The sequence below is a fragment of the Campylobacter concisus genome, from assembly GCF_050447445.1.
GTDB lineage: Bacteria > Campylobacterota > Campylobacteria > Campylobacterales > Campylobacteraceae > Campylobacter_A > Campylobacter_A concisus_BI.
Window position 1 is genome coordinate 1,546,432 of the sequence record NZ_JALMFW010000001.1, and the last position, 23,938, is coordinate 1,570,369.

The 23,938-nt window shown below is 37.2% G+C and carries 14 protein-coding genes and 2 pseudogenes; 5 read left to right on the forward strand and 11 right to left on the reverse strand.

The genetic code is table 11. The features are described from left to right. Positions 1–12: 12 nt before the first annotated feature. The 7 genes and pseudogenes from MTT30_RS08115 to purB form a co-directional block, all read right to left on the reverse strand. Complete coding sequence (locus MTT30_RS08115) at positions 13–1,158, reverse strand: iron-containing alcohol dehydrogenase (RefSeq protein ID WP_429801591.1); 1,146 nt, start codon at positions 1,156–1,158, stop codon at positions 13–15. Between the two features lie 74 nt (positions 1,159–1,232). Beyond that, positions 1,233–1,907: an anaerobic ribonucleoside-triphosphate reductase activating protein gene (locus MTT30_RS08120; RefSeq protein WP_429801592.1), complete on the reverse strand. Its 675-nt coding sequence runs from the start codon at positions 1,905–1,907 to the stop codon at positions 1,233–1,235. Positions 1,908–1,991: 84 nt separating this feature from the next. Then, positions 1,992–4,274, reverse strand: a pseudogene (locus tag MTT30_RS08125) (ribonucleoside triphosphate reductase). 324 nt (positions 4,275–4,598) lie between these two features. Then, positions 4,599–5,447: pseudogene (locus MTT30_RS08130) on the reverse strand (ATP-binding protein); the annotation flags it as partial. Positions 5,448–5,579: 132 nt separating this feature from the next. Beyond that, positions 5,580–7,955, reverse strand: coding sequence for a ribonucleoside-diphosphate reductase subunit alpha (locus MTT30_RS08135; RefSeq protein ID WP_429801593.1), 2,376 nt, complete (start codon positions 7,953–7,955; stop codon positions 5,580–5,582). A 105-nt stretch (positions 7,956–8,060) separates the two neighbouring features. After that, positions 8,061–10,475 carry a pentapeptide repeat-containing protein gene (locus MTT30_RS08140; RefSeq protein WP_429801594.1) on the reverse strand — a complete coding sequence of 805 codons (2,415 nt, stop codon included), beginning with the start codon at positions 10,473–10,475 and terminating at the stop codon, positions 8,061–8,063. Positions 10,476–10,536: 61 nt separating this feature from the next. Continuing rightward, positions 10,537–11,868, reverse strand: a complete 1,332-nt coding sequence (gene purB / locus MTT30_RS08145; RefSeq protein WP_429801595.1) for an adenylosuccinate lyase — start codon at positions 11,866–11,868, stop codon at positions 10,537–10,539. Between the two features lie 185 nt (positions 11,869–12,053). Between purB and MTT30_RS08150 the strand changes: the two genes are divergently transcribed. After that, complete coding sequence (locus MTT30_RS08150; RefSeq protein WP_429801596.1) at positions 12,054–12,968, forward strand: pseudouridine synthase family protein; 915 nt, start codon at positions 12,054–12,056, stop codon at positions 12,966–12,968. Between the two features lie 273 nt (positions 12,969–13,241). Here MTT30_RS08150 and rlmN read toward each other — a convergent pair whose 3' ends face one another. The 4 genes from rlmN to MTT30_RS08170 are packed head-to-tail and all read right to left on the reverse strand — an operon-like array spanning position 13,242 to position 19,091. Beyond that, positions 13,242–14,378 carry a 23S rRNA (adenine(2503)-C(2))-methyltransferase RlmN gene (rlmN, locus tag MTT30_RS08155; protein WP_429801597.1) on the reverse strand — a complete coding sequence of 379 codons (1,137 nt, stop codon included), beginning with the start codon at positions 14,376–14,378 and terminating at the stop codon, positions 13,242–13,244. Beyond that, positions 14,375–15,055, reverse strand: coding sequence for a purine-nucleoside phosphorylase (locus tag MTT30_RS08160; protein ID WP_429801598.1), 681 nt, complete (start codon positions 15,053–15,055; stop codon positions 14,375–14,377). Before MTT30_RS08160 ends, rlmN begins: the two co-directional genes overlap by 4 nt. Then, on the reverse strand, positions 15,055–15,810 hold the full coding sequence (gene hisF, locus MTT30_RS08165) for an imidazole glycerol phosphate synthase subunit HisF (RefSeq protein WP_429801599.1): 756 nt from the start codon (positions 15,808–15,810) through the stop codon (positions 15,055–15,057). The genes MTT30_RS08160 and hisF overlap by 1 nt, the downstream gene beginning before the upstream one ends. Next, positions 15,807–19,091: a DEAD/DEAH box helicase gene (locus MTT30_RS08170; RefSeq protein ID WP_429801600.1), complete on the reverse strand. Its 3,285-nt coding sequence runs from the start codon at positions 19,089–19,091 to the stop codon at positions 15,807–15,809. The genes hisF and MTT30_RS08170 overlap by 4 nt, the downstream gene beginning before the upstream one ends. Before the next feature lie 106 nt (positions 19,092–19,197). Between MTT30_RS08170 and rsmA the strand changes: the two genes are divergently transcribed. Genes rsmA through MTT30_RS08190 form a run of 4 tightly spaced genes read left to right on the forward strand, consistent with a single transcriptional unit; the run spans position 19,198 to position 23,873 of the window. Next, complete coding sequence (gene rsmA, locus MTT30_RS08175) at positions 19,198–20,040, forward strand: 16S rRNA (adenine(1518)-N(6)/adenine(1519)-N(6))-dimethyltransferase RsmA (protein ID WP_429801825.1); 843 nt, start codon at positions 19,198–19,200, stop codon at positions 20,038–20,040. Beyond that, complete coding sequence (locus MTT30_RS08180; RefSeq protein ID WP_429801601.1) at positions 20,006–22,135, forward strand: ribonuclease J; 2,130 nt, start codon at positions 20,006–20,008, stop codon at positions 22,133–22,135. The genes rsmA and MTT30_RS08180 overlap by 35 nt, the downstream gene beginning before the upstream one ends. Positions 22,136–22,144: 9 nt before the next feature. Then, the gene (locus MTT30_RS08185; RefSeq protein WP_429801602.1) at positions 22,145–23,098 is read left to right on the forward strand and encodes a KpsF/GutQ family sugar-phosphate isomerase; all 954 of its coding nucleotides are present in this window, start codon (positions 22,145–22,147) and stop codon (positions 23,096–23,098) included. Between the two features lies 1 nt (position 23,099). Continuing rightward, a complete protein-coding gene (locus MTT30_RS08190; protein ID WP_103568648.1) occupies positions 23,100–23,873 on the forward strand; it encodes a pseudouridine synthase in 774 nt (257 codons plus the stop codon). Positions 23,874–23,938 lie beyond the last annotated feature (65 nt).

The window sequence follows — 23,938 nt, forward strand, 5'->3', positions numbered from 1 at the left end:
TTTAGATAAATTCTATCTCGCTAAGGCAAAAATTTCACTTATTGCCTCTTTTGTATAAATTTGCTCCAAGCCCCTGCCCTTGGCATAGTCATAAACTAGTGCCATGATCTCGTCTAAATTTGTCTCATCAACGCCAATTTCGATGAGACTTGTTGGCGTGCCGATCTTGCTAAACCACTCTTTTAGCTTTTTAATAGCCTCGTCTGCGTCATCCACGCCAAAAATTTCTTTGCCAAAGCGCTTAAATGCCTTTAAATTTCTACTCTTATACCACTTCATCCAAGCTGGCATCACCACACTTAGCCCAGCCCCGTGCGCGCAATCAACCACTGCACCTATGGCGTGCTCGATCATGTGATTTGGATAAGAGTAACCAGCCGTGCCGACGTAAGTTAAGCCATTTAGCGCCATCGTAGCAGCCCAAGCAAACTCGCTTCTAGCGCCATAGTTTTCTGGCTCTTTTAGTAAAATTTCAGTCGTTTTCATGACGGTTTTGATGTTTGCTTCGATGTATAAATTTATGATCTCAGGCTGAACGCTCGCCGTAAAGTAGCCCTCGATGCTGTGAGCGATGATGTCAGAGGCTGAATAGACCAAGTACTCCTTGCTAACGCTTGCTTGAAGAAGCGGATTTACCACCGATACTTTTGGGTAAAGACAAGTGCCGTGCATGGCAAATTTCTCTTTTGTGGCTTCGTTTGTGACGACCGAGCCGCCATTCATCTCTGAGCCAGTTGCAGCAAGCGTTATGATGTCAAAGATCATAAGCGCTTCGCTTGGATCTTTGCCGGTAAAAAAGTCCCAAACGTCGCCGTTATATTTAGCTCCAGCAGCCACGGCCTTTGCCGTGTCAAGCACTGAGCCACCGCCTATGGCTAGCACACTATCGACGCCTTGTTTTTTTGCTAAATTTATAGCCTCATTCACCTTGCTTAGCACTGGATTTGACTTCACACCACCGATCTTGTAAAACTCGACACCATTTGCACTTAAGCTCTTTGCTGCTAGGTCAAAAAGACCATTTTGTTTGATCCTCTCACTGCCATATATGATGAGCGTCTTTTTAACGCCAAATTCTTTCATGTATCTGCCGATATTTTGCTCTTTATCTTTGCCAAATTCTATTTTTGTAGGGTTTAAAAAGCTAAAATTTTGCATAGTTTCTCCTTATTAGTTTTAATGATTATAGTTTTGCAAAGCAAAAATTTTTGTTAAAAATAATGAGTAGAAATTTAAAAATTTCTTAGTTTGATAGGAAGTTTCGAGATGATTTTTTTCGGATCAAAGCTGCTTTTAGCATCAACCAAATTTCCAAAATTTTCACCTGTGCTAAGGAATTTTTGCAAATAATAATTACCTCTATATCCAAGGTCATAAAGAATTTCAGACATCAAAGAAATATCTGTTTCATCTAAAAAATCTGCATGCACGGTTGTTCTTACTTCAAAATCAAAATTTATCTCAAGCAGATATTTTAGTGTGCTAATAAATTTTTCATATAAATTTGAGCCAGTTACGCCTATAAATTTCTCTTTTGGTGCTTTAAAATCAAGTGCGATATAGTCAATCAGCCCTTCGCCTATCGCCTCTTTTAAAATCTCAATATGAGAGCCATTTGTATCGACCTTTAGGCAAAAATTTCTTGACTTAACCTCTCTTGCAAGTTTTAAAAACAAAGGATTTGCCGTGCATTCGCCACCGCTAAAGACGATGCCATTTAGCTTACCTATGCGGCGGTCTAAAAAGTTACAAACCTCAGCCATTTCTATATTGCCATTTGAATTTACAACTTCTATATTGTAGCAATACACGCATCGCATATTACAGCCTGCAAACCAAACTACCGCAGCCACTTTGTCTGGATAATCAAGCGTAGTAAATGGCGTTATACTAAAGACTTTATGCAAATTTATGGACCTTTTGAGATTTAAAAGGCACAGAAGATTGTGCCTTTTTTATTTGAGTTTTTATGTTTTTATTGGCTGCGGTGATTATCTTTTGCAGCAACTTGCGTATTCATCAAATTTAATACGCTCTTTATGCTCGCCTTTTTTACCAAGGTTAAAGCTCTCAACTGGGCGATGATAACCCATAACACGAGTATAGACTACGCATTTTGTGCGTTTGTCTTGTACTTTTTCCAAAATTTCTTTTTCTGTCATTTCCTCTCCTTATTTGGAATTGTTTTTCTCTTTTTCTATTAATTCTGCATCACAAAGCGGACAAAATTCATGCTCTCCAGCAATGTAGCCATGTTTTGAACAAACGCTAAATACTGGCGTTATCGTGATGTATGGAAGCTTATAATTTGAGATTATGCTCTTTACAAGCTCTTTACAAGCTTTAGGTGAGCTGATCCTTTCTTTCATATAAAGGTGAAATACTGTGCCACCAGTGTATGAAGTCTGAAGATCATCTTGCAAATCAAGTGCCTCGTAAGCATCGTCTGTAAAATTTGCTGGAAGTTGGGTTGAGTTTGTGTAGTAAATATTCTCCCCGCCGCCTGCTTGGATGATGTCTGGATAGCGCTTTTTATCCTCTTTGGCAAAGCGGTACGTTGTGCCCTCAGCTGGAGTCGCCTCAAGGTTATATAAATTTCCAGTCTCTTCTTGAAATGTCCTTATCTTATCGCGCAAAAACTCAACCATCTCAATAGCAAAATCGCGTCCAAATTTTGTTGAGATATTCTCCTTATCATTTGTGAAATTTCTAAGAAGCTCGTTCATACCATTTATGCCAATCGTGCTAAAGTGGTTATTAAAGTGCTTTAGATATCTAGCCGTATAAGGATAAAGCCCTCTGTCATACATCTCTTGGATAAATTTGCGCTTTTTTTCAAGTGTCGATTTGGCTAGTTCTAAAAGATAGCTAAGTCTATTATAAAGTGCGACCTTATCGCCTTTGTAGTTGTATCCAAGGCGAGCCAAATTTATAGTCACAACTCCGATCGAGCCTGTCATCTCAGCACTACCAAAAAGACCACCACCTCGTTTTAAAAGCTCTCTTAGATCAAGCTGCAAACGGCAACACATAGAGCGGACATGTCCTGGTTTGTAGGCTTTTTCGTTTTCTATCTTGTTGCCATTTTCATCGTAAGTGTATTGTGAGCCGATAAAATTTTGAAAGTAGCTTGAGCCCATTTTGGCAGTATTTTCAAAGAGTACATCCGCCACTCCGCTATCCCAATCAAAATCCTCTGTAATATTTACCGTTGGTATCGGAAATGTAAAAGGCTGTGAGCACTTATCACCAGCTGTCAAAACCTCATAAAATGCCTTGTCTATGCGTGCCATCTCAGGCTCAAAGTCCTTATAAGTCATATCGATTAGTTTTTCTCTGCCACGCTCGTTTGCTTTTTTCAAAATTTTCTCATCTTTTACATTTGAAAAAAGGTGTATATCATCGCTCGTTGGGATCTGATCTCTTAGGTCGCTTGGGCAAGTGATGTCGATAGTTACGTTTGTAAATGGACTTTGTCCCCAGCGCGCAGGTACATTTAAGTTAAAAATAAAGCTAGTGATCGCCTTTTTGATCTCAGCATCACTTAGATCATCTTTGAAAACATAAGGTGCAAGGTAGGTATCAAAACTAGAAAACGCTTGAGCGCCAGCCCATTCACTTTGCAAAATTCCTAAGAAATTTGCCATTTGATAAAGCGCCTCTCTAAAATGCTTTGGTGCTTTACTCTCAACTCTGCCACGAACGCCGTTAAAGCCCTCATTTAACAAGGCTCGCAAGCTCCAACCAGCACAATATCCTGTAAGGCAGTCAAGATCATGTATGTGATAGTCGCCGTTTCTGTGAGCAAGACCCTCTTCTTTACTATAAACAGCGTCTAGCCAGTAGTTTGCTATGACTTTACCGGCAGTATTGTTGATAAGCCCTGCGTTTGAATAGCTTGTATTTGAGTTTGCAGAAATTCTCCAGTCGGTGCCGTTTATATACTCATTTATCGTTTGAGTTGAATTTATGTAGGTTGTATCGTCATTTAGGCCTAAAATTTGCTCACGTTGAAGCTTATGCGTGTGGCGGTAGAGCATAAAGCTCTTTAAAACATCGAAATATCCGCTATTAAATAGCTCTTTTTCGATCGCATCTTGGATGTCTTCGACTGTTATCGCACTTGATTTTTGAAAGATATCTTGGACAACATTTGTAAAAACTTTCTCATCATAAGCTAAATTTTCGCTAGCAAATGCTTTTTTTATCGCATCTACTATCTTATATGCTACAAATTCTTGTCTTGTGCCATCTCTCTTCAAAATCTCACGCATTACTCGCTCTTTCTTCTAAATTTTTCAATATAAAGTTTAAAAGTATAGGACAAGAAAGCTTAAATAATAGATAACTATTTTATTTTGTTTAATAATATTTATCAAAAAATATAAAATTTTATGAAGTTTTCTTAAAGCATAAATTTACGTTATTTAAGTATTTTAAATTAATTTTTGATTATCTTACTTAAATAATTATTTTAGTTTTACTTTTTAAAATAGTAGATTTGAAAATTCTAGCTTTAATTTTAGTTATTATAAAAATTTAAAAACGTGAAAATCAGTTTTTGTATTTTTTACACAGCGATTTTATATCATCATTTGTTATTTTTTGTTTCTTAGATACTCTAAGCATTTAATACTATAATACTTATTTCCTTTCTTTGTCTCCATGAAGCCATTTTGTTTATCTAGACCAAATTCGCGTACCAAAGGTTGCATATAAATTGTAGCAAATTTTAGATCTAATTCTTGAAATAAATCCTTTGCCGTATAATAATCGTCTTCTAGATTTATTTTTGGGCATATTAGTTCCCCATTTTGAATTTCTCCGACTAGTTTTAACGTTGGGGCTCCATCTTTTTCAACAAATTTTCCTTCTTCAACAAATTTTATATTTTTTAATAGCTTTTTGTCTAAAACTATACTTCTATCACCATCCAAGACAACTTTACCTCTAATCAAATCAAGCATTTTTATATTTCTTGGACCTATAGTTGCTATTTTTTCTATGTGTTCCTTCCATTTTATACGTTCTAACTCTATATTATTATCAAAAATACTTTTTAAGTCTGGATATTTTATTCTTTCGCTTCTTGCACTATATCTATAAAAAATATCACATTCATTAATTATGGGTTTATTGTCTTTTTTCCCATCTGTTTTTATGCAGACTACAGGTTTATTATTACTTTCATTTACTTCGAAAACACCAAATTTTTTACCACTGAATGAAAAACTATAAGTTTCAAATTCTATTTCTGGAGAAAAGTGGTTATTAAGAACTTCACTAATATCTTTATTGTCGATATTGTCAAAATTATCATTTGTCATACCATTAGCTTTTCTTGGATTATCACTAATTCCAAATACTATATAGCCACCTTTTTTATTAGCAAAGGCGACCATCGTTTTTGAATACGTTATTAGATCATTTTTATTATAGTTGGCTTTAAATTCTAATTTAAAATTCTAATTTAGTATTTTCTCTATGCTTTAACTTTCCACTTTCATCAACTTCAATAATTTTTATAAAGTCCTCTTCTACCATTTTGAGTCCTTGCCAATTATAAATTTATATACAATTTACTGACACCCCTCACACTCGATCGAGCGGTCAGCTACGTCGTTTAGTTTTTCACTGTCTGGTGACTCTGAGCGTAGATAGTAGGTTGATTTTAGTCCAAGCTCCCATGCAAGTGTGTAAATTTCACTTAGATATCCGCCGCTTGCTTTGTCTAAGCTCATGAAGATATTTAGACTTTGACCTTGATCGATCCACTTTTGGCGGATCGCGCCTGCTTTTATAAGAATTCTCTGATCAAGCTCATAAGCTGGCGTGTAAAACTGCCAAGTATCAGGGCTTAAATTTGGCACGACATTTGGGATCATACCGCTTAGGTTGTGCTCAAACCACTTGCGCTTATAGACTGGCTCGATAGTTTGAGTAGTGCCAACAAGGATCGAGATCGAGCTAGTTGGAGCGATCGCCATTAGGTAGCCATTTCTCATTCCGTCACGCTTAACCTTTTCTCTTAGTTTGTCCCAGTCGCAGACATTTTCGTCAAATAGCCCGCCTTTGTCGTTTAAAAGCGCTTTTGCGTTCTCGTTTGCAGTGTCTATCGGCATGATGCCTTTACTCCATTTTGAACCTTCAAATTTTGGATAGATACCCTTTTCTACGGCTAAATTTGAGCTAGCGTAGATCGCGTTGAAGCTTATGTTTTCCATTATGCTATCTATTAGCGCCAAATGCTCATAGCTGCCCCATTTTACATTTTTCTCAGCTAGCATTTGCGCCTCACCCATGACACCAAGGCCGATCGAGCGAGAAGCTAGGTTTGTGTGTTTTACCTTTTTGTGTGGGTAGAAATTTAGGTCTATAACGTTATCAAGCATTCTGATGGCTATCGGCACGACACGCTCGATGTCCTCTTTGCTGTTTATCTTGCTTAAATTTATACTTGCAAGGTTGCAAACTGCCGTTTTGCCCTCAATGCTCTCTTTTTCTACGATAAAAATTTGCTTGCCTTTTAGGCTATCAAGCGCGCTAAGCTTTTTGGCCTTTTTAGTTATGCCACTATCGACAGTGACGTCTTCTTCTTCGTCAAATAGCTCCTCGCCGCCGTTTTCATAAGTGATCTTGATCTTATAGTAGTTTGGCGCTGTGTTTTGGAAAATTTCGGTACATAAATTTGAGCTTCTGATGATGCCCTCGTGGTCGTTTGGATTCGTTTTGTTGGCATTGTCTTTGAAGCACAAAAACGGCATGCCCGTTTCAAAATAGCTAGTTAAAATTTTCTTCCAAAGCTCTTTTGCGAGAATGGTGTTTTTCTGGATATTTTCATCGTTTTCATACTCTAAATATCTCTTCTCAAACTCCTCGCCGTAAAGGTCGCAAAGGTCGCTTACTTGAGCTGGGTCAAAGAGGCTCCAGCGGCCATTTTCTTTGACACGCTTCATAAATAGGTCGTTTATCCAAAGCGCAGGGAAAAGCTCGTGTGCGCGGCGTCTCTCCTCGCCTGAGTTTTTGCGAAGGTCGAGAAAATCGCTCACGTCCATGTGCCAAGGCTCGATATAAACAGCGATCGCGCCCTTTCTAGTTCCTAGCTGATCGACCGCCACTGCGATGTCGTTTGTCACTTTTAAAAATGGTATGATACCGCCAGCTGCGTTTTTGTGTCCGTCGATACTACCACCCATCGCACGCACCTTGCTCCAGTCCCAGCCGATACCGCCGCCAAATTTTGAAAGTAGCGCCATCTCTTTGTAGCTATCAAAAATGCCCTCGATATTATCAGGCGTGCTGCCTACGTAACAGCTGCTTAGCTGGTGGCGTGTAGTCCTTGCGTTTGAGAGCGTTGGGGTGGCCAGCATTACTTCAAATTTAGAGATGAGGTCATAAAATTTCTTAGCCCAGCCTTGGCTGTCTAGCTCGTTTTGCGCAAGAAACATCGCGATCGCCATAAACATATGCTGTGGCAGCTCGATTGGCATACCATTCTTATCTTTTATGAGATAGCGGTCATAAAGCGTCTTGATACCAAGGTATGCAAACTGAAGGTCACGCTCAGGCTTGATATAAGCGTTTAGGTCCTCAAGATCGTACTTCTCTTTTAGCCCAGGGATGATGCGGCCTACTTTTTCGCCTTTTACTAGGTAGTCTTTTAGGTGATTGTAGCCGTTAAAGCCGGTCACTTTGTGGTAAAGGTCGAACAAAAATAGTCTCGCAGCAACAAATGTCCAATTTGGGCGGTCGATGTCAATCTTGTCGACTGCTGTTTTTATAAGAGTTTGCTGAATTTCCTCAGTAGTTATCATATCTCTAAACTGGATTTTCGCGTCTACCTCAAGCTCGCTAAGGCTTACGTTGCTAAGCCCTAGAACCGCTTCGTTTGTGTATTTTTTGATCTTGCTGATATCAAGCTCTTCTGTTCTGCCGTTGCGTTTTACTACTTTCATTTACTCTCTTTCTTTTTATAATTACTATAATTGTATCTAACGGTTGTTTTTAAACTACTTAGAATATTCTCATTTTTTACCTACCAATAATTACAATTCTTGTGGCTATGATACTACCGAATTTTTACGTGATGTTTTTGTTAATGAATACAAACACAAAACCATAATAATAACATATGAAATATATGTCGATTTGTATGTTTGTGAATTTATTTTATCTAGTCTTATCGAATTGTAAATGTCAAGATAATTTTTTTGTTTTTCTATGATAGGAGCTATTTTTTGCAATATATCTTCAACTCTTGCAAGATTATAAATAATCAAATCTACTTCTTTTTGGATCTCTTTTTCGTCGGCAAGACCAAATCTTAACCTAAATTTATCACTTATCTCCATATCGTAAAGACCGCGTTTATGTACTTTATCTGCTGCAAAAATCAAATCTAGCGCAATACTCCTATTTTTAGGTTCTTTTAGTGTTGTATTTAAATTGTCTTTATTGGGGAGATTCTTTAGGATTTTATCCAATTCCTCTTTTTCTTTTTTTAGAAACAAAATACCTAAAACATTCTCTAATGTTGTTTTGTTAGCTATAATAAGCCCTCTTTGATTTACTATATTGCTTTCTAGAAATGTTACATTTGTATCGATATTGTAATCCCCAAACGATAGTCTTGTTAAATTTGCCAGATCTTTATAATCTAATTTAGCAAGCTTTTCTGACAAAATTTTATTTTCTATATTTTCTTTATTAAATATGTTTAATGTTGGATTTACAAGCTCTGGACTCTTTAATAATACTATAATAAATCCGGTATAAGTAAGAGTTTTCGTTAGGATAATTGCTAGGTTGTTACTCCTATTAAAAATAAAATATGCAAAAGAAAAAATAAGCATATACAGCAAAATACCAAAAGTTATATATGATATATTTTGTAAGATAAAAATAATAAATAAAAAAATGGTAAATAAAAACGAGATAACTAAAGTGCCTACGTCGCTTATCTTTTCACTACTAAGTATTGGTATAAATATAAGCAGGGCAAGCGTTATTAAATTTAAACAAAAATATGTTGTTTCGTTTAAACCAATTTCGCCTATTGTATTAATACAAAACAGACACGACCAATAACTTACGATCATCAGTAAAGTAAAATGAAAAATTTTATTTAAATTTGTATGATGATCACTAGTTTTTCGGTATAGATATAATTGCAACGCCTCAACCCATTTAGTTATATTTGGCAATTTCATTTTAAATAATGTGATATTTATAAGATTAATAAAATATTTTATATTAAATATGCTGTATGTAAGTCCTGCGACTATTATATATGCGCCATATAATGCAACGCTACCAATCAATGAATAAACAAAACTCTCCAAAAAACCGAATTCTTTACAGAATTTCAAAAAGAATAAAGAGGTTGTCATGATAACTGCAAATACAACTAAAAGTATCTTAGAATATAAATAATTTACATTTCTTTTTTCAAATGAGTTTATGTTTTTATTAAAATTTACTCTTGATTTTTCATCATTTTTAATTTCATAATCAAGTCCCATTTCCTTACAATAAAGCTCTGCTTTGTGATGGTTGCTTGCGTCTATTAGATTCTCATTTTGATTTAACATGTGTTTTAATATAGAAAATGAGTTTCTAAAGTCAGAATATACTTTTTGATAAATTTCTGTTTCAGTAGCTTCTTTGTTGTTTTCAAGTCTTCTTTTTATCTCATCATCACAATCTTGTTTTATGCCACTAAAGCTATGCGAATCAAATTTCATATTAATTAAAATCGGCTTTTCTAAGAAAGTTACACTGCTAAAATTTGGTGTTTTATGAAATCTTGTTCCGTAAAAGGAAGCTATTTTTTTAAATTTGCACTCATGAAAATCTGCAAATTGCTTAAATTCGGAATTGTTAAAGTAGGCATTGTCTTTAAAAATAGTATTTTTAAAATTAGCAAAGCCGTTAAATTTATTATTTTTAAATTTTGCATTTTTAAAAGTGCAGTCGTTAGCTATAAAATCGCCAAAAACATCGCACTTTATAAATATAAAATTTTGAAATTTAGCATTCTTTATATTTATATTTGATTTAAAAGTGCACTCTTTAAAAACGATATTTTTAAAATTTGTTGAAGCAAAGTTTATATTATATGATTTTGAATAAAATTCACACTTTGTAAAAACTAATTTTTCTTTTATATTTGCATTAGATGTATTAGAGTCAAACATTTCAATTTTACAATTATTAAATTCTATATTTTTGAAATCGTTTATTGCCAAAAAGCTAAATTCACAATTTTGAAATTTTATATTGTGTTGCTTTAAAATATCTCGTAAATTTTTATTATTTATAGTATCTATTTGACATATTTCTTTTACAATATGTGTTTGCTCAATGCCATTAATTCCACCTAAAGTGCATTTACAAACTTTGTCATCGCCAAAAATTTCTTTTAGTTTTTCATTGGCTAAATTAAATGCATCTGATGCTTCCAATGATGATGTCAAGCAAGCTCTCTTAAAACTAATTTGTGCAATAAGTTTAAAAATGTATCATATCTACACTTAATCATTGTCCAAACACTCTCTTAAAAATTCTGTCTACGTTTTTGGTGTAGTAGTTGTAGTCAAAGCACTCTTTAATCTCATCTTTGCTAAGGCTCTTAGTTAGGTCCTCGTCGTTTAGCAAATTTTGCAAAAATAGGCTGTGGCCTTGCTCGTCGATCGCTTTTTTGCCCTCTTGCAAGTCTGCCCAGACCTTCATAGCATTGCGCTGAACGATCTTGTAGGCATCCTCTCTAGAAATTCCACGCTGTGGCAGCTGCAAAAGTACACGCTGTGAAAAGACTAGTCCGCCTGTTAAATTTAAATTTTTCATCATATTTTCTGGATAGACGACTAAATTTGCTATCAAATTTTTGATGCGAACCAGCATAAAATCAGCCGTGATAAACATATCTGGCAGGATAAATCTCTCAACCGAGCTGTGGCTGATATCGCGCTCGTGCCAAAGGGCGACATTTTCTAGCGCTGGCGTGACGTATGAGCGTAGCACCCTGCAAAGGCCGGTGATATTTTCGCTAAGGACTGGATTGCGTTTGTGTGGCATCGCGCTTGAGCCCTTTTGTCCTGGGCTAAAGTACTCCTCTGCCTCATAAACCTCGGTCCTTTGGTAGTGTCTAATGGCAACTGCGATCTTCTCACAAGTAGAGGCTAGAACTGCGATGGCGCTTACCACATGGGCATAGCGGTCGCGCTGGATCACTTGATTTGACGCTGGGGCAGCTTTTAGGACAAGCTCTTCGCATGTTAGCTCTTCAAATTCCATCGGAGCGTGGGCTAAATTTCCCATAGCGCCTGAGAGTTTGCCATAGCTGATCGTATCTTTTGCGTCTTTGATAAGCTTTAGCGCCCTTGCGATCTCGTCATACCAGATGGCAAGTACAAGGCCAAAGGTTATCGGTTCGCCGTGGATGCCGTGGCTTCTGCCAACCATGAGCGTGTGCTTGTGCTCGTTTGCTCTGTCTTTGACTGCCTGCATAAACTCCTCTACGTCGCTGATGATGAGCTCTAGGCTCTCTTTCATCTGAAGGGCGACAGCTGTGTCGATGCAGTCGCTTGAGGTCATGCCGTAGTGCACGAACCTGCTCTCCTCACCAAGGCTCTCGCTGACGCTTGTTAAAAATGCGATGACGTCGTGCTTTGTCGTCTTTTCTATCTCATCGATACGAGCCACTTCAAATTTAGCGTTTTTGCAAATTTTCTCGCAATCGCCATCACTTATGAAGCCAAGCTTATTCCAAGCTTTAACAGCAGCTTTTTCTACCTTGAGCCAAGCGTCGTATTTTGCTTGCATACTCCACTTATCAGCCATCTCTTTGCGTGAGTATCTTTCGACCATTGTTGAACCTTTTTGTATTAGTTTTTCTTTATCATAAAAGTAAATTTTAGCCTTGAAAGCCAAAAATCACATCGTATAATTTTATAAAATTTAAGTTTGGATTATATAAAATCCGTGCTGAAATGTCGGTTATATACTTATAAATTTGTGCTTAAGATAGCTCACTCGTTTTTAAAAGGATTACCTTGCCATACGTAAATAAATTTATTGCCACTGCAAACAAACAAAAAGCGTATGAAATTTTAATGAAAACTGGCTTTAGTATGAGAGAGGCGCAACGACTAATAGATAAAGGTAGGCTGATATGTGGCGGCAGTGTCGTGAGTGAGAAAAATGCCATTTTGAGTGGCGATATTTTTTTGATCGACTATGAGGCTGAGCCAAAGGGACTTAAGCCGATCTTTGAGTGCGAAAGCTTTGCTGTATTTGACAAGCCAAGCGGGGTGCTGAGCCATCCAAATGGTAGACACTGTGAATACTCACTAAATGATGAAATTTACACGCTTTTTGGACGAGATGCGAGCGTGGCACATAGGCTAGACTTTGAGACGAGTGGCGTGATAGTCGTTGGAAAAGACAGAAATTCTACGATTAGACTAAAGAAAATTTTTGAAGACAGAGAGGTTTTTAAAAGCTACGTCGCGATGGTACAAGGCAAGATCGAACGAGAATTTACGATCGATGCCAAAATGGATCTAGCAAACAACTACGACGATGTAAAAATGCGAATGCAAATTTGCGAAAACGGTAAGAGTGCTTTGACTAAAATTTTGCCGATCAGATATTTTGACGATATCAATACGACTTTGGTTCGGGCTATTCCACTCACTGGCAGACAACATCAAATTCGGTTACATTTGTTTCATGTGAAACACAAGATACTTGGCGAACCACTTTATGGTTTGTCACGTCCGCAGATCGAGAAAATTTTAGATAAAGAGATGAGCGAGCGTGAACGGATAAATTTAACTGGAGCAAAAAGGCTCTTGCTTCACTCGGACGAGATTTCTTTTAAATTTGATGAAATTTTTTATAATATAAAAAGCAAATTTGACGCTGAAAACGAGTTTTATAGATTTGCAAAAGAGAGTTTACTTTAGTCCAAAATTTTTTTAATAAATTTCTATTTCTCATAAACCTTTACCTACGTTTTGCCAAAGTTTATCACTTTTAAATACCATAATGATAATTTTGTAGTTTATGCAATTAATGCTCCATTTTATTTCTTTATGAGAGCTAGGCTTTATCTTGATGTTAAGGCTTAGAATTTATGCCTATCTTTTTCATCTTTTAAAACTTTTAAAATAAGCCCTAGTCCAAGTAAAACCACAACAGCAACAAAGACTATTTCGGCTATATCAAGTGCACTCATTCTAACTCACACTGGCTTTACTATTATTTTCAAGCGAATGTGTTTTTAAATTTTTATCGCTGGAAATAGCTTTAAATTTTGCATTTTCATTGCGTTGTTTTAATTGTCCGCAAGCCGCACTTATATCAAGCCCTTTGCTCTGTCTGATCGTGCAAGTAACGCCATGATCCCTTAGATATTCTTGAAATCTTAGCATGCTGGTAAGCTCAGGTCGTCCAAATTCGCTACCTTCATGTGGGTTAAAATATATAAGATTTACCTTCGCTTTTATGCCATGAAGTAGTTTTACCAACTTTTTAGCATCACTCACGCTATCGTTTAAATCCTTGATAACGAGGTATTCAAACATTACACGCTTTCGCATATCGATAGGAAATCCCCTAACAGCATCCATAACAGCCTCGATATTATATGCCTTATTTATCGGCATTAGGCGGCTTCTAAGCTCATTAGTAACAGCATGAAGCGATATGGCCAATAACACACCAAGATCCATCTCGCCAAGCTTTTTTATCTGGCTACCAAGACCACTAGTTGAAACGGTTTGACGGCGTGGCGATATGGCCAGACCCTCATTTAGAGCTAAAATTTTGATCGCTTTACTAACGTTAGTAAGGTTATCAAGTGGCTCACCCATACCCATATAAACGACATTTATACGTCTTTCATAAGGTATTTTATTTTCTCTTTTTATCCATAAAATTTGCCCCACAATCTCGCCTGCAGTCAAATTTCTAACAAGCCCGCCCTTTGCTGTTAGACAAAAAGCACATCCCATTTTACAGCCAACCTGCGAACTAACACAAACCGTATAGCGAGCATGGCGACTGATCTTTCCATTCTCATCACTAATCTCTTCTTTCATCGGGAGTAAGACACTCTCTATCTTTAGCCAATCTTTTAGTTCAAAAAGATACTTGATCGAACCATCACTACTTTGCTCAAATTTTACACATTTTAAAGGATCGATATAAAATTTTTCAGCCAGATCTTGACGCATATCTTTAGGTAAATTTAGCATTTGGCTAAATTCGGTTGCATTTTTTTTATATATCCACTCGTAGATTTGTGTTGCTCTAAATGGTGGAGAAACTAACTCTTTTAGCTCATCAATACTAAGATCAAGCAAATTTATCACATATTTTCCTTTACATATTTTGTTAGTAGCTCTTTGGCTGTAGAGTGATTTTTTATAAAATCAGCATGTGCATTTTCATCACAAAAATTTGTCGCTACAAAAATTCCATAAGCTGGAATTTTAAAAATTTGAGCCACTTTTAGAACAGAAAAAAACTCCATATTTTCTAAAAAATAACCCTTTTCAAACATCTTATGAGCCAAATTTTTGTCTGTAGTTATGAAATTTGATGAATTTGTTTTGATAGTTCCACGTGAAACGATAGAAGAAATTTCACACTCGATAGGCGAGTAAGATCTATTTTCTATGCTAGAAATTTCAATATTTACCCCAACCGAGCTTTCGTATATTTGTAAAATTTCACCATCTTTATATAAACCTGCCGAGCCAACAAAAACTATCTTTTCTGGCATCTGGTATAAATTTCGCTCGGGATTTTTTGTCAAATTTTGGCTTAGATTTTGTAGCTCTGGATTTGATGAGTTTGCAAATTTAACTTCAATCTTTGCAAGATAGTGCGGATCGATATTTTTTAAATTTATACCCTTTTCATCTACCACAATACATGCTCGTTTCTGCAAAAATTTTGTCAAATTTATCGCCATATCAACTAGCCCCACACCCATTGGTAAAGCAAAGTCAAAAATTTCATTTTTTCCAGCAGAGATAACTAACATCAGAACCTAACCTCAATACCATTTGCCTTGAGATACTCTTTTAGCTTTTTTATCTCGATTTCGCCAAAGTGAAATATCGAAGCAGCTAAACACGCATCAGCCCCAGCTTCAAAAGCCTCTTTAAAGTGCTCCATCTTACCTGCACCACCACTTGCGATAGTTGGTATAGAAAGCGTACTAAATATTCTTGTTAGCTCAAGGTTAAAGCCTTGTTTGACGCCGTCATTGTCCATAGAGGTTAGCAATATCTCCCCTGCTCCACGCGACTCGACCTCTTTCGCCCAAGAAAAGGCATCTTTTTTGGTATCGATCCTGCCACCATTTATAAAAACACTATAACCATTTTCAATCTTTTTAGCATCGATCGCAATTACGACACATTGCGAGCCAAATTTCTTAGCTGCCTCATCAATCAAATTTGGATCTTGTATGGCTGATGAATTTAAGCTTACTTTATCGCAGCCAGCATTTAAAAGGCGTGATATATCATCTAACGTGCGTATACCGCCACCAACTGTTAGTGGGATAAAAAGCTTACTTGCAACCTTTTTTACGACATCAACTATCGTATCACGCCCAAGATGAGAGGCAGTGATATCTAAAAAGCAAAGCTCATCAGCGCCCTCGTCATTGTATCTTTTAGCTATTTCGACAGGATCTCCAGCATCGACAAGTCCTACGAAATTTACACCTTTTACAACTCTGCCATCTTTTACATCAAGGCATGGGATTATACGTTTTGCAAAATGATTCAAATCTGTCCTTTATCTATTTTTCTAGCTGCTACCTCAAAATATGGCAAATTAGACCAATTTTCTCGGTTACCAACTATATAAACAACCTCTTTCGCTCTTGTTAGTGCTACATTTAGTAAATTTGGCGTACTAGCAGCCCATGCTCTAGCACCTTTTGTGGCACCACCAAGAACAAAGATAACAACATCAGCTTCTTTACCTTGCATGGTGTGAATAGTACCAGCCCCTTTTAAATTTTTACAAACATCTTTAAAAGGTGTTATTATTTTAACACTACCTTTTAGCTTGGCTAGCTTACCATCTAAAAGCTCTTTAACGATCATGCCTTCAGCTTTATTATAATTACCTATCCATTCATCACTACTAACATCAATCCATTCTGTTTTGATATTAGGATCACTAAGTTTACTTTCACTACTTCTGCCAAGTATCATCATATCATCATATGTTGTTTCGTTTGAAATTTTAAACATAGGGTTGGCGCACCTTCTATGAACGATAAGTGGCGAACCAACCCAAATGGATTTACCCTCTCCTTTTATATATGTACCAATATTTTGTACTTTATCGGCTCGAAGTTGAACTGATGATTTTAGTAGATTAAACTCATCCTTTGCATCGCAGTAGCGTAAAATGGCGTTATTTAAAGCTGGTGGCAATGTTACAACGGGCTCAAGTTGAAGTGGATCACCAACCACCACAGCCATGTTTGAACGAAGCAGTGCACCTAATGCGTTAGTTAAATTTGCCTGCCCTGCCTCATCTATTAAGAGCAAGCCTATATCACCATTTAGTAGCTCTTTAAAGGTATTATTAAAAGATGCGAAAGTAGAACTAACAACTGGCGTTAGTAGAAACAATCCTTTTATTATTTCACGTCTATCTCTAGTCTCAAGCCCGTTTTTCTCAGCCATTTTTTCATCATTAAATATAACACTAAGAGCTCGTAAATTTGTTCTAACAGCTTCTTTGCAAGCAAAGATAGTGGCTTTATGCAGATTAAGCGCTTCTTTAAAAAGCTTGATTCTTGCCTTAAAAAGCTTCGTCTTGTGGGATTTCTCATCAAGGCCATGCTCCATCATAAATGGCATACTCTTTTGTATTTCTTCATTACTCTGATTAAAACTACCATTTAAAAAGCTATCAAGCTCTTCACTTCTGCCAATTAATTTTTGACGTCTAATAAAGTCATTATTAAGCTTGTTGAAATGGTCTATCTTGGTATTAAGCTCTAAAATTTTCTCTTCAAGCTGAGTTATTTGAGCTTTTAGTTCGTTTAATTTTACTTCACTCTTCTCTTTATTTTCACTATTTTGCTTGCTTGCTTTCAAATTTTGCTCAGCTATTTGGTGATTTATTTCACTAACTTTTTGCACTTCATTGTTATATTTTTCAAAAGCTTGCGTCCTTAAAATTTGCTGGAAAATAAAAAATGATGGCTTTATAGGCGCACTTAGATACTCTTGTAAAATTTCATTTTGACCAATAAGCTTTGTTAGCTCGTTAGCTTCAGCCACCTTTTGCTCTAGCTCATTTTTGCTCAAATCTAGTTCATCTATTAGTGGCCTTAAGAGCTCGCCTATTTGCTTTGCTGAATTATAGTTATCAAGTCTTTTATCGATATTTATAAGCTCGCTATTTATACTTTTTAGCTCCTCTTCTTTGATCCTGATCTCACTAAAAAGTAGATTTACTTCGTGTAGGGCTTGATTAAATTTCTCCTTTGCCGCATCAAAATCATCAACTCCTTCTCCAGTAGCCAAGTATTTGCCAAGCCCCATTAAAAAGCCATCTTGTTCTATAAATTCTTTAAATTCTTTTGAAATATCTTCAAACTGACTATGCGTTTTTTCGATCTTTACGCCATTAATCGCGTTAAAAACAAAATTTGACTTATTTTGCTTTGAGCCAAGAGGTATGCAAAAAAGCCCCCATGCAGGTTTTGAGATAAAAGATTTTTCTCCAAAATTTGTCTTTTCATCAGCCGAGAGAAGCCTTGTAGCTATAAATTTAAAATAATCAATCTCGCCTGCGTAACTACCGATGCTTTTTAGTTGGCTAAGCTCTTTACTTAAAATTTCAACCGCACCGTTATTACAAGAGCTAACAACCATCTCATAGCCCTGAAGTTCTTTATTTAGAGTGAAATAAAGCACCTTATCGCTACTATCTCGAACTGGCTCAAAGATATCATGTCTACTCATTTGCGCGAGCTTCATCGCCCTAAGCGTCACGACCTCAGCCATCACATCCTTTAAAAGCGTCGTCTTTCCAGTGCCTGGAGCGCCATTTACACTATAAATCCCACCACTTCCTTCTTTAAATTTCTCCATGATATTGTTTAACGCCATTTGCTGCGAGAAATTTAAAGCGTAATCACTTGCAAAGGCCGATCTTGGGTAACGCTCAGCCCTAAAAAAGTCCCTAACCGCCCTTTGGTTTAGCTCATCTCTAACGTCAAGTCTCTCAAATTTATTCTCACTGCCCTCGTCTAACAACTGATCCGTTAGCTTGTGCGTCCTGCCTGACTCATAAAATTTGATGAGTAAATTTATATCATCTATAAAAAAGCTATTTAAAAGGGTATCGTTCTCTTTGAAATTTGAATCAACTATCCTTATCTCAAGCCTGATCACATCTTTGCAAAATGGCGTCTTTAGCGAGCTTTTTAGCTCCTCATGGACTACTTTTACATAGTCGCTAAGCCTCATTTTCTCTTTGTGGATAGAAATTTTATCCTTGATGCGCTCACACTCTTTGCTAAAATCACTTTGGCTTATCTCTTTTAGATAATCTAGGCGAGCTATTGCCCAAGGAGCTGTTGAGATGAAAAGATCATCAGATGAGTTTGGTGTAAAAAATAAAGTTAAATCATCATCTAAATTTACATCTTTTAAAGCAAAATTTTGATCATCTTTGCAAAATACCAAATCACCAGTAAGCTTAAATTTATAGCAAAACGCCTTATCAAAGCTCGTTTGCTCAGAGCGCAGTTCCTCTAAAATTTGCTCTTTTTCAAATTTCACATTTGCCATCTTTGAGATAAAAAGAGCAAGCAGGTCAGTTTCAAAAATGCCACCATAAATTGAAATTTCTATACCATTTTTTAAAAGCGACCTGTCAAATGCCCTTAAAATTTGTAGAAATTTCTCATCGAAATTTGCGATGTCAAGATCTATTGATTTTTTAAATTTGGTATTTGTCTTTTTTGGCTCGTCTAAGGTTTTTGGCTCTAAATATTGTGATAATAAAAAGTATTTTAAGGTGTTTGCCTTACTCAAATTTGTGCCTTATTTTGTTGTTATTTAGTGATTATAGTCCATTTTATATATGATTAAACTAAACTTGTAATCATTGTATAAGTAATTTTTGGCTAATATCGCGGCTATGATAAAGGCAAAAAAGCACTTTGGACAGAATTTTTTACAGGACAAAGCGACACTAGATAAGATCATCCAAGCGATACCCAATGATGTAGCAAACATCGTTGAGATTGGGCCTGGCTTAGGTGATTTGACATTTAGACTTTTGCAAATTTATAAGACAACCTGTTTTGAGATAGATTGTGAGCTATTTCAAATTTTAAAGGCCAAATTTGCAAATGAGATCCAAAATGGACAATTAAAACTTTTTTGTAAAGATGCTTTAGAGCAGTGGCAGCAAGAGGGCGGACTAAGTAGCAAGAACTACTTTTTGGTCGCAAATTTACCCTATTACGTTGCTACGAAGATGATACTAAATGCGATAGATGACGAAAAATGCCTTGGACTTATCGTGATGATACAAAAAGAGGTTGCTCTTAAATTTAGTGCAAAGAGCAAGGATAAAGAATTTAGCGCTTTATCGATCCTCGCTTCACTCCAGGGCAGATGTGAGCTCTTGTTTGACGTGGATGCAAAGCTTTTTAATCCACCTCCAAAGGTCACATCCTCAGTCATCAAACTACAAAAAACAAAAAATATTTTTGGCAAAGACGGGATTTTCAAAGATGCAAAACAATACGCAGCTTTTAAAGTATTTTTAAAAGCTGCGTTTGCTTCTCCAAGAAAGACGCTTTTGAAAAATTTATCTACAAATTTTGACAAAAATGCGTTAGAAGAAATTTTTGAAGACCTAGGCTTAGCTCAAAATTTACGTCCGCACGAGCTAGATGTCGATTCTTATCTAAAAGTATTTGAAAGATTAAAGGAAGATAATGAACGACAAAAACGAAGAGAAAGTTGTAACTAACCAAAGCAAAAACAACAAAAGACGAAGATTTAGACCAAAAAATAAACCAAAACAAGAGGGCGAAACTACCGAGCAAACCTCACTAGCAAGCAAAAGCGTGATAGATAATTTCTTTGCAGTAGAGCAAGCTGAAACTGAAACGCACGCCGAGCTAAAGAGCCAAAATTCTCGCCCAAAAAAGCCAAGAAATAACAAAAATCAAAATAAAAATGGCGAAAACAATAAGCCAAAAGAGCAAAAACAAGAATCGCAAGAAACAAAAACCAAAACACAAGAACAAAAAGAAAAGCCAAAAAAGGCTAAAAAGCCAAAGAAAAATTTACCAGCTAAACTAAACGGCAATGAACAATGGCAGCAAGATATCGCAAGTGCAATGGTGGCAAACAAGGCCGTTCACGAGCTTCGTCTGGAGCCGATGAAGTATCTAAACTCAAGTGAGCATAAAATTCGCATAACTCCACTTGGTGGTCTTGGCGAGATCGGCGGAAATATGACTATCTTTGAAACCGAAACTAGCGCCATCATCGTTGATATCGGAATGAGCTTTCCAAGCGAGAGCATGCACGGCGTGGATATACTAATCCCTGACTTTGACTACGTTCGCAAAATAAAAGATAAAATAAAAGGTGTCATAATCACTCACGCGCACGAAGATCATATCGGTGCAGTACCATATTTTTACAAAGAGTTTAAATTTCCGATTTACGCCACGCCTTTGCCACTTGGTATGATAAATAACAAATTTGAAGAGCACGGCTTAAAGCAGGAGCGCTCACTTTTCCGCTCTGTCGAGAAAAGAAAGCCATATCTAATAGGCGACTTTGAGGTCGAGTGGATACATATCACTCACTCCATCATCGACGCCTCCGCACTTGCGATCACGACAAAGGCGGGCACCATCATCCATACGGGCGACTTTAAGATCGACCATACGCCGATCGACGGCTATCCAACTGACCTTGGCAGACTAGCATACTACGGCGAAAGAGGCGTATTATGTCTAATGAGCGATAGTACGAACAGCTACAGAGAGGGCTTTACTAAAAGCGAAAGTAGTGTTGGCAAGACCTTTGATGCGATTTTCTCAAAGGCCAAAGGACGCGTGATAATGAGTACGTTTAGCTCCAACATCCACCGCGTTTATCAGGCGATCGAGTGGGGGCTAAAATACAACCGCAAAGTCTGTGTCATCGGTAGATCAATGGAGAGAAATTTATATACTGCAATGGAGCTTGGCTACATCAAACTTGATAAGAAAATTTTTATCGATGCAAACGAGGTTGGCAAATTTAAAGATAACGAAGTGCTGATCGTTACCACAGGCTCTCAGGGTGAGACTATGAGCGCACTCTACCGAATGGCTACTGATGAACACAAATACATCAAAATAAAGCCAACCGATCAGATCATCATCAGCTCAAAGGCGATCCCTGGCAATGAAAGCAGCATCTCAACTGTATTAAATTTCCTAATAAAATCAGGCGCAAGCGTCGCTTATCAAGACTTTAGCGAGATCCACGTCAGCGGTCACGCGGCACAAGAAGAGCAAAAGCTGATGCTACGTCTTATAAAACCAAAATTTTTCTTACCGGTGCATGGCGAATACAACCACATCGCAAAGCACAAAGAGACGGCCATTAGCTGTGGTGTGGATGAGAGAAACATCTATCTAATGAGCGATGGCGATCAAATGGAGATCTGTCAAAAATACTTAAAACGTGTAAAAACGGTAAAAACCGGCAAAGTCTTCATAGACAATCAAATAAATAAACAAATCTCAGACGATGTCGTCATCGATAGACAAAATCTTGCCGAAGCAGGTGTCGTCATGATAATCGCTCAAATTTCACGTCATGGTGCAAAACTTATAAACAAGCCTCGCGTCATTAGCTACGGCCTTGTGGGCAATAAACAAGATGCGGAGTTTAGCAAAGAGATGCAAGAAATTTTGACGCAGTTTTTAAGCAACGTCAAAGAGGAGCTTTTAAAAGATGGCAGACTGCTCGAGTCACAAGTGCGTCAAGTGATCAGAAAGCATATCTTTAGAAAGGTCAAAAAGTACCCAACTATCGTGCCAATTATCTATCTAATGTAAGGGAAATTTATGCAAACAATCAACCAAATCGCAGCCGAAGTTTTAAAGATAGAAGCAAACGAGCTTTTAAGACATGCTAAAAACTTAGAGATAGAAGATGCTGTAAATTTGATATTTAATACAAAAGGCAAGGTCATAGTCACAGGCGTAGGCAAGAGCGGTCACGTAGGCGCAAAGATCGCTGCCACGCTTGCAAGCACCGGCACACCAAGCTTTTTCTTACACCCAACAGAGGCTATGCATGGCGACCTTGGCATGATAGAAAAGGATGATGTTTTGTTAGCCATTAGCTTTAGTGGCGAAAGCGATGAGCTTATCAAAATTTTACCTCACGTAAAGCGCTTTGGCGTAAAGATCGTCGCAATGGCAAGGAGCAAAACAAGCTCGCTTGGTAAATTTAGCGATGCATTTATTGGCATTGACGTAGAGAAAGAGGCGTGCCCACTAAATGCCGCTCCAACAGCATCAACCACGCTAACGTTAGCTCTTGGCGATGCGTTAGCTGTTTGTTTAATGCAAAAGCGAGGCTTTAAAAAAGAGGACTTTGCAAATTTTCATCCAGGTGGTAGCCTTGGCAAGAGGCTATTTTTAAAGGTCAAAGATGTGATGAGAAGTGAAAATTTACCGATAGTTCGCTGGAATGCGAGTCTAGAAAAAGCAATCGATACTATGACACACGGTAAACTTGGCACAGTCCTAATCGTCGATAAAGATGGTGTGTTAGATGCTATTTTAAGCGACGGTGATCTTAGACGTGCGCTTATGAGAGAAGACTTTGATCTAAATGAGCCAGCTATGAAATATGCCACTTTACATCCAAAAAAGATAAACGATAAGGAAATGTTAGCCGTGGATGCGTTAGCTTTAATAGAAAAGTATAAAATTCAGCTTCTAGCCGTTGTAGAAAATGGCGTGCCCGTGGGCGTTTTACACATCCATGACCTTGCAAATTTAGGACTATAAAATGGAAAAAACAAGACTAAATAAATTTATTTCACATAACACAAACTACTCACGCCGTGAGGCAGATGAGCTGATAAAAGCTGGTAAGGTTAGCATAGCAGGACGAGTGGTTAGCGACCTTGCCACAAGCGTGGATGAAGATGATAAAGTGCGTATAAACGGCCGTTTGATAAAGCTAAAAAAAGAATTTACTGTTATCGTCTATCATAAACAAAAGGGTGAGCTTGTTAGTAAAAAAGATGACCGCGGACGAAAGACGATCTACGACACATTAGATAAGAAATTTGCAAAATTTGTTAGCGTAGGGCGCTTAGATTATGCGAGCGAAGGTCTACTTTTACTAACTGACGCCCCAGCGATCGCCACAGCTTTGATGAATAGCGACTTAGAGCGCGAATACTATCTAAAAGTAAAAGGCGAAGTGACAAAAGAGGTAATTGAGGCGATGACAAATGGCTTTTTCGCCAAGGACGCCACCAAAGGCGCTCACGCAAAAACCACTATAAAATCAATGGAATTTAAGCCATTTCTAGCTTACAAAGTCTTTGGCTCAAGCGGTGGCTACACAAAACTAAAGGTCATCATCAACGAGGGTCAAAACAGAGAGCTACGCCGTTTCTTTGGCTGCTTTGACCTTGAAGTGATGGATCTAAAACGTGTTAGTTTTGGGCGTGTTAGCCTTGATATGCTAAAGCCTGGCAAATGGCGCTACTTCGAAAATAGCGAATACGAAGACCTAAGAGACTTTTTAAAAGTTAATAACGTTAGATACTAATATTTTAGTTTGCCTTCTCTAATAAAGAGAGGCAAGCTAAACATATTTCTACTACAAACACTCAC

Excerpts from the sequence above, each read along its gene's own strand:
- purB (WP_429801595.1), bottom strand. The coding sequence starts at position 11,868 with ATGGTCGAAAGATACTCACGCAAAGAGATGGCTGATAAGTGGAGTATG.
- MTT30_RS08180 (WP_429801601.1), top strand. The coding sequence starts at position 20,006 with ATGAACGACAAAAACGAAGAGAAAGTTGTAACTAACCAAAGCAAAAAC.
- rsmA (WP_429801825.1), top strand. The coding sequence starts at position 19,198 with ATGATAAAGGCAAAAAAGCACTTTGGACAGAATTTTTTACAGGACAAA.
- MTT30_RS08160 (WP_429801598.1), bottom strand. The coding sequence starts at position 15,055 with ATGTTAGTTATCTCTGCTGGAAAAAATGAAATTTTTGACTTTGCTTTA.
- MTT30_RS08190 (WP_103568648.1), top strand. The coding sequence starts at position 23,100 with ATGGAAAAAACAAGACTAAATAAATTTATTTCACATAACACAAACTAC.
- MTT30_RS08115 (WP_429801591.1), bottom strand. The coding sequence starts at position 1,158 with ATGCAAAATTTTAGCTTTTTAAACCCTACAAAAATAGAATTTGGCAAA.
- MTT30_RS08135 (WP_429801593.1), bottom strand. The coding sequence starts at position 7,955 with ATGAAAGTAGTAAAACGCAACGGCAGAACAGAAGAGCTTGATATCAGC.
- MTT30_RS08185 (WP_429801602.1), top strand. The coding sequence starts at position 22,145 with ATGCAAACAATCAACCAAATCGCAGCCGAAGTTTTAAAGATAGAAGCA.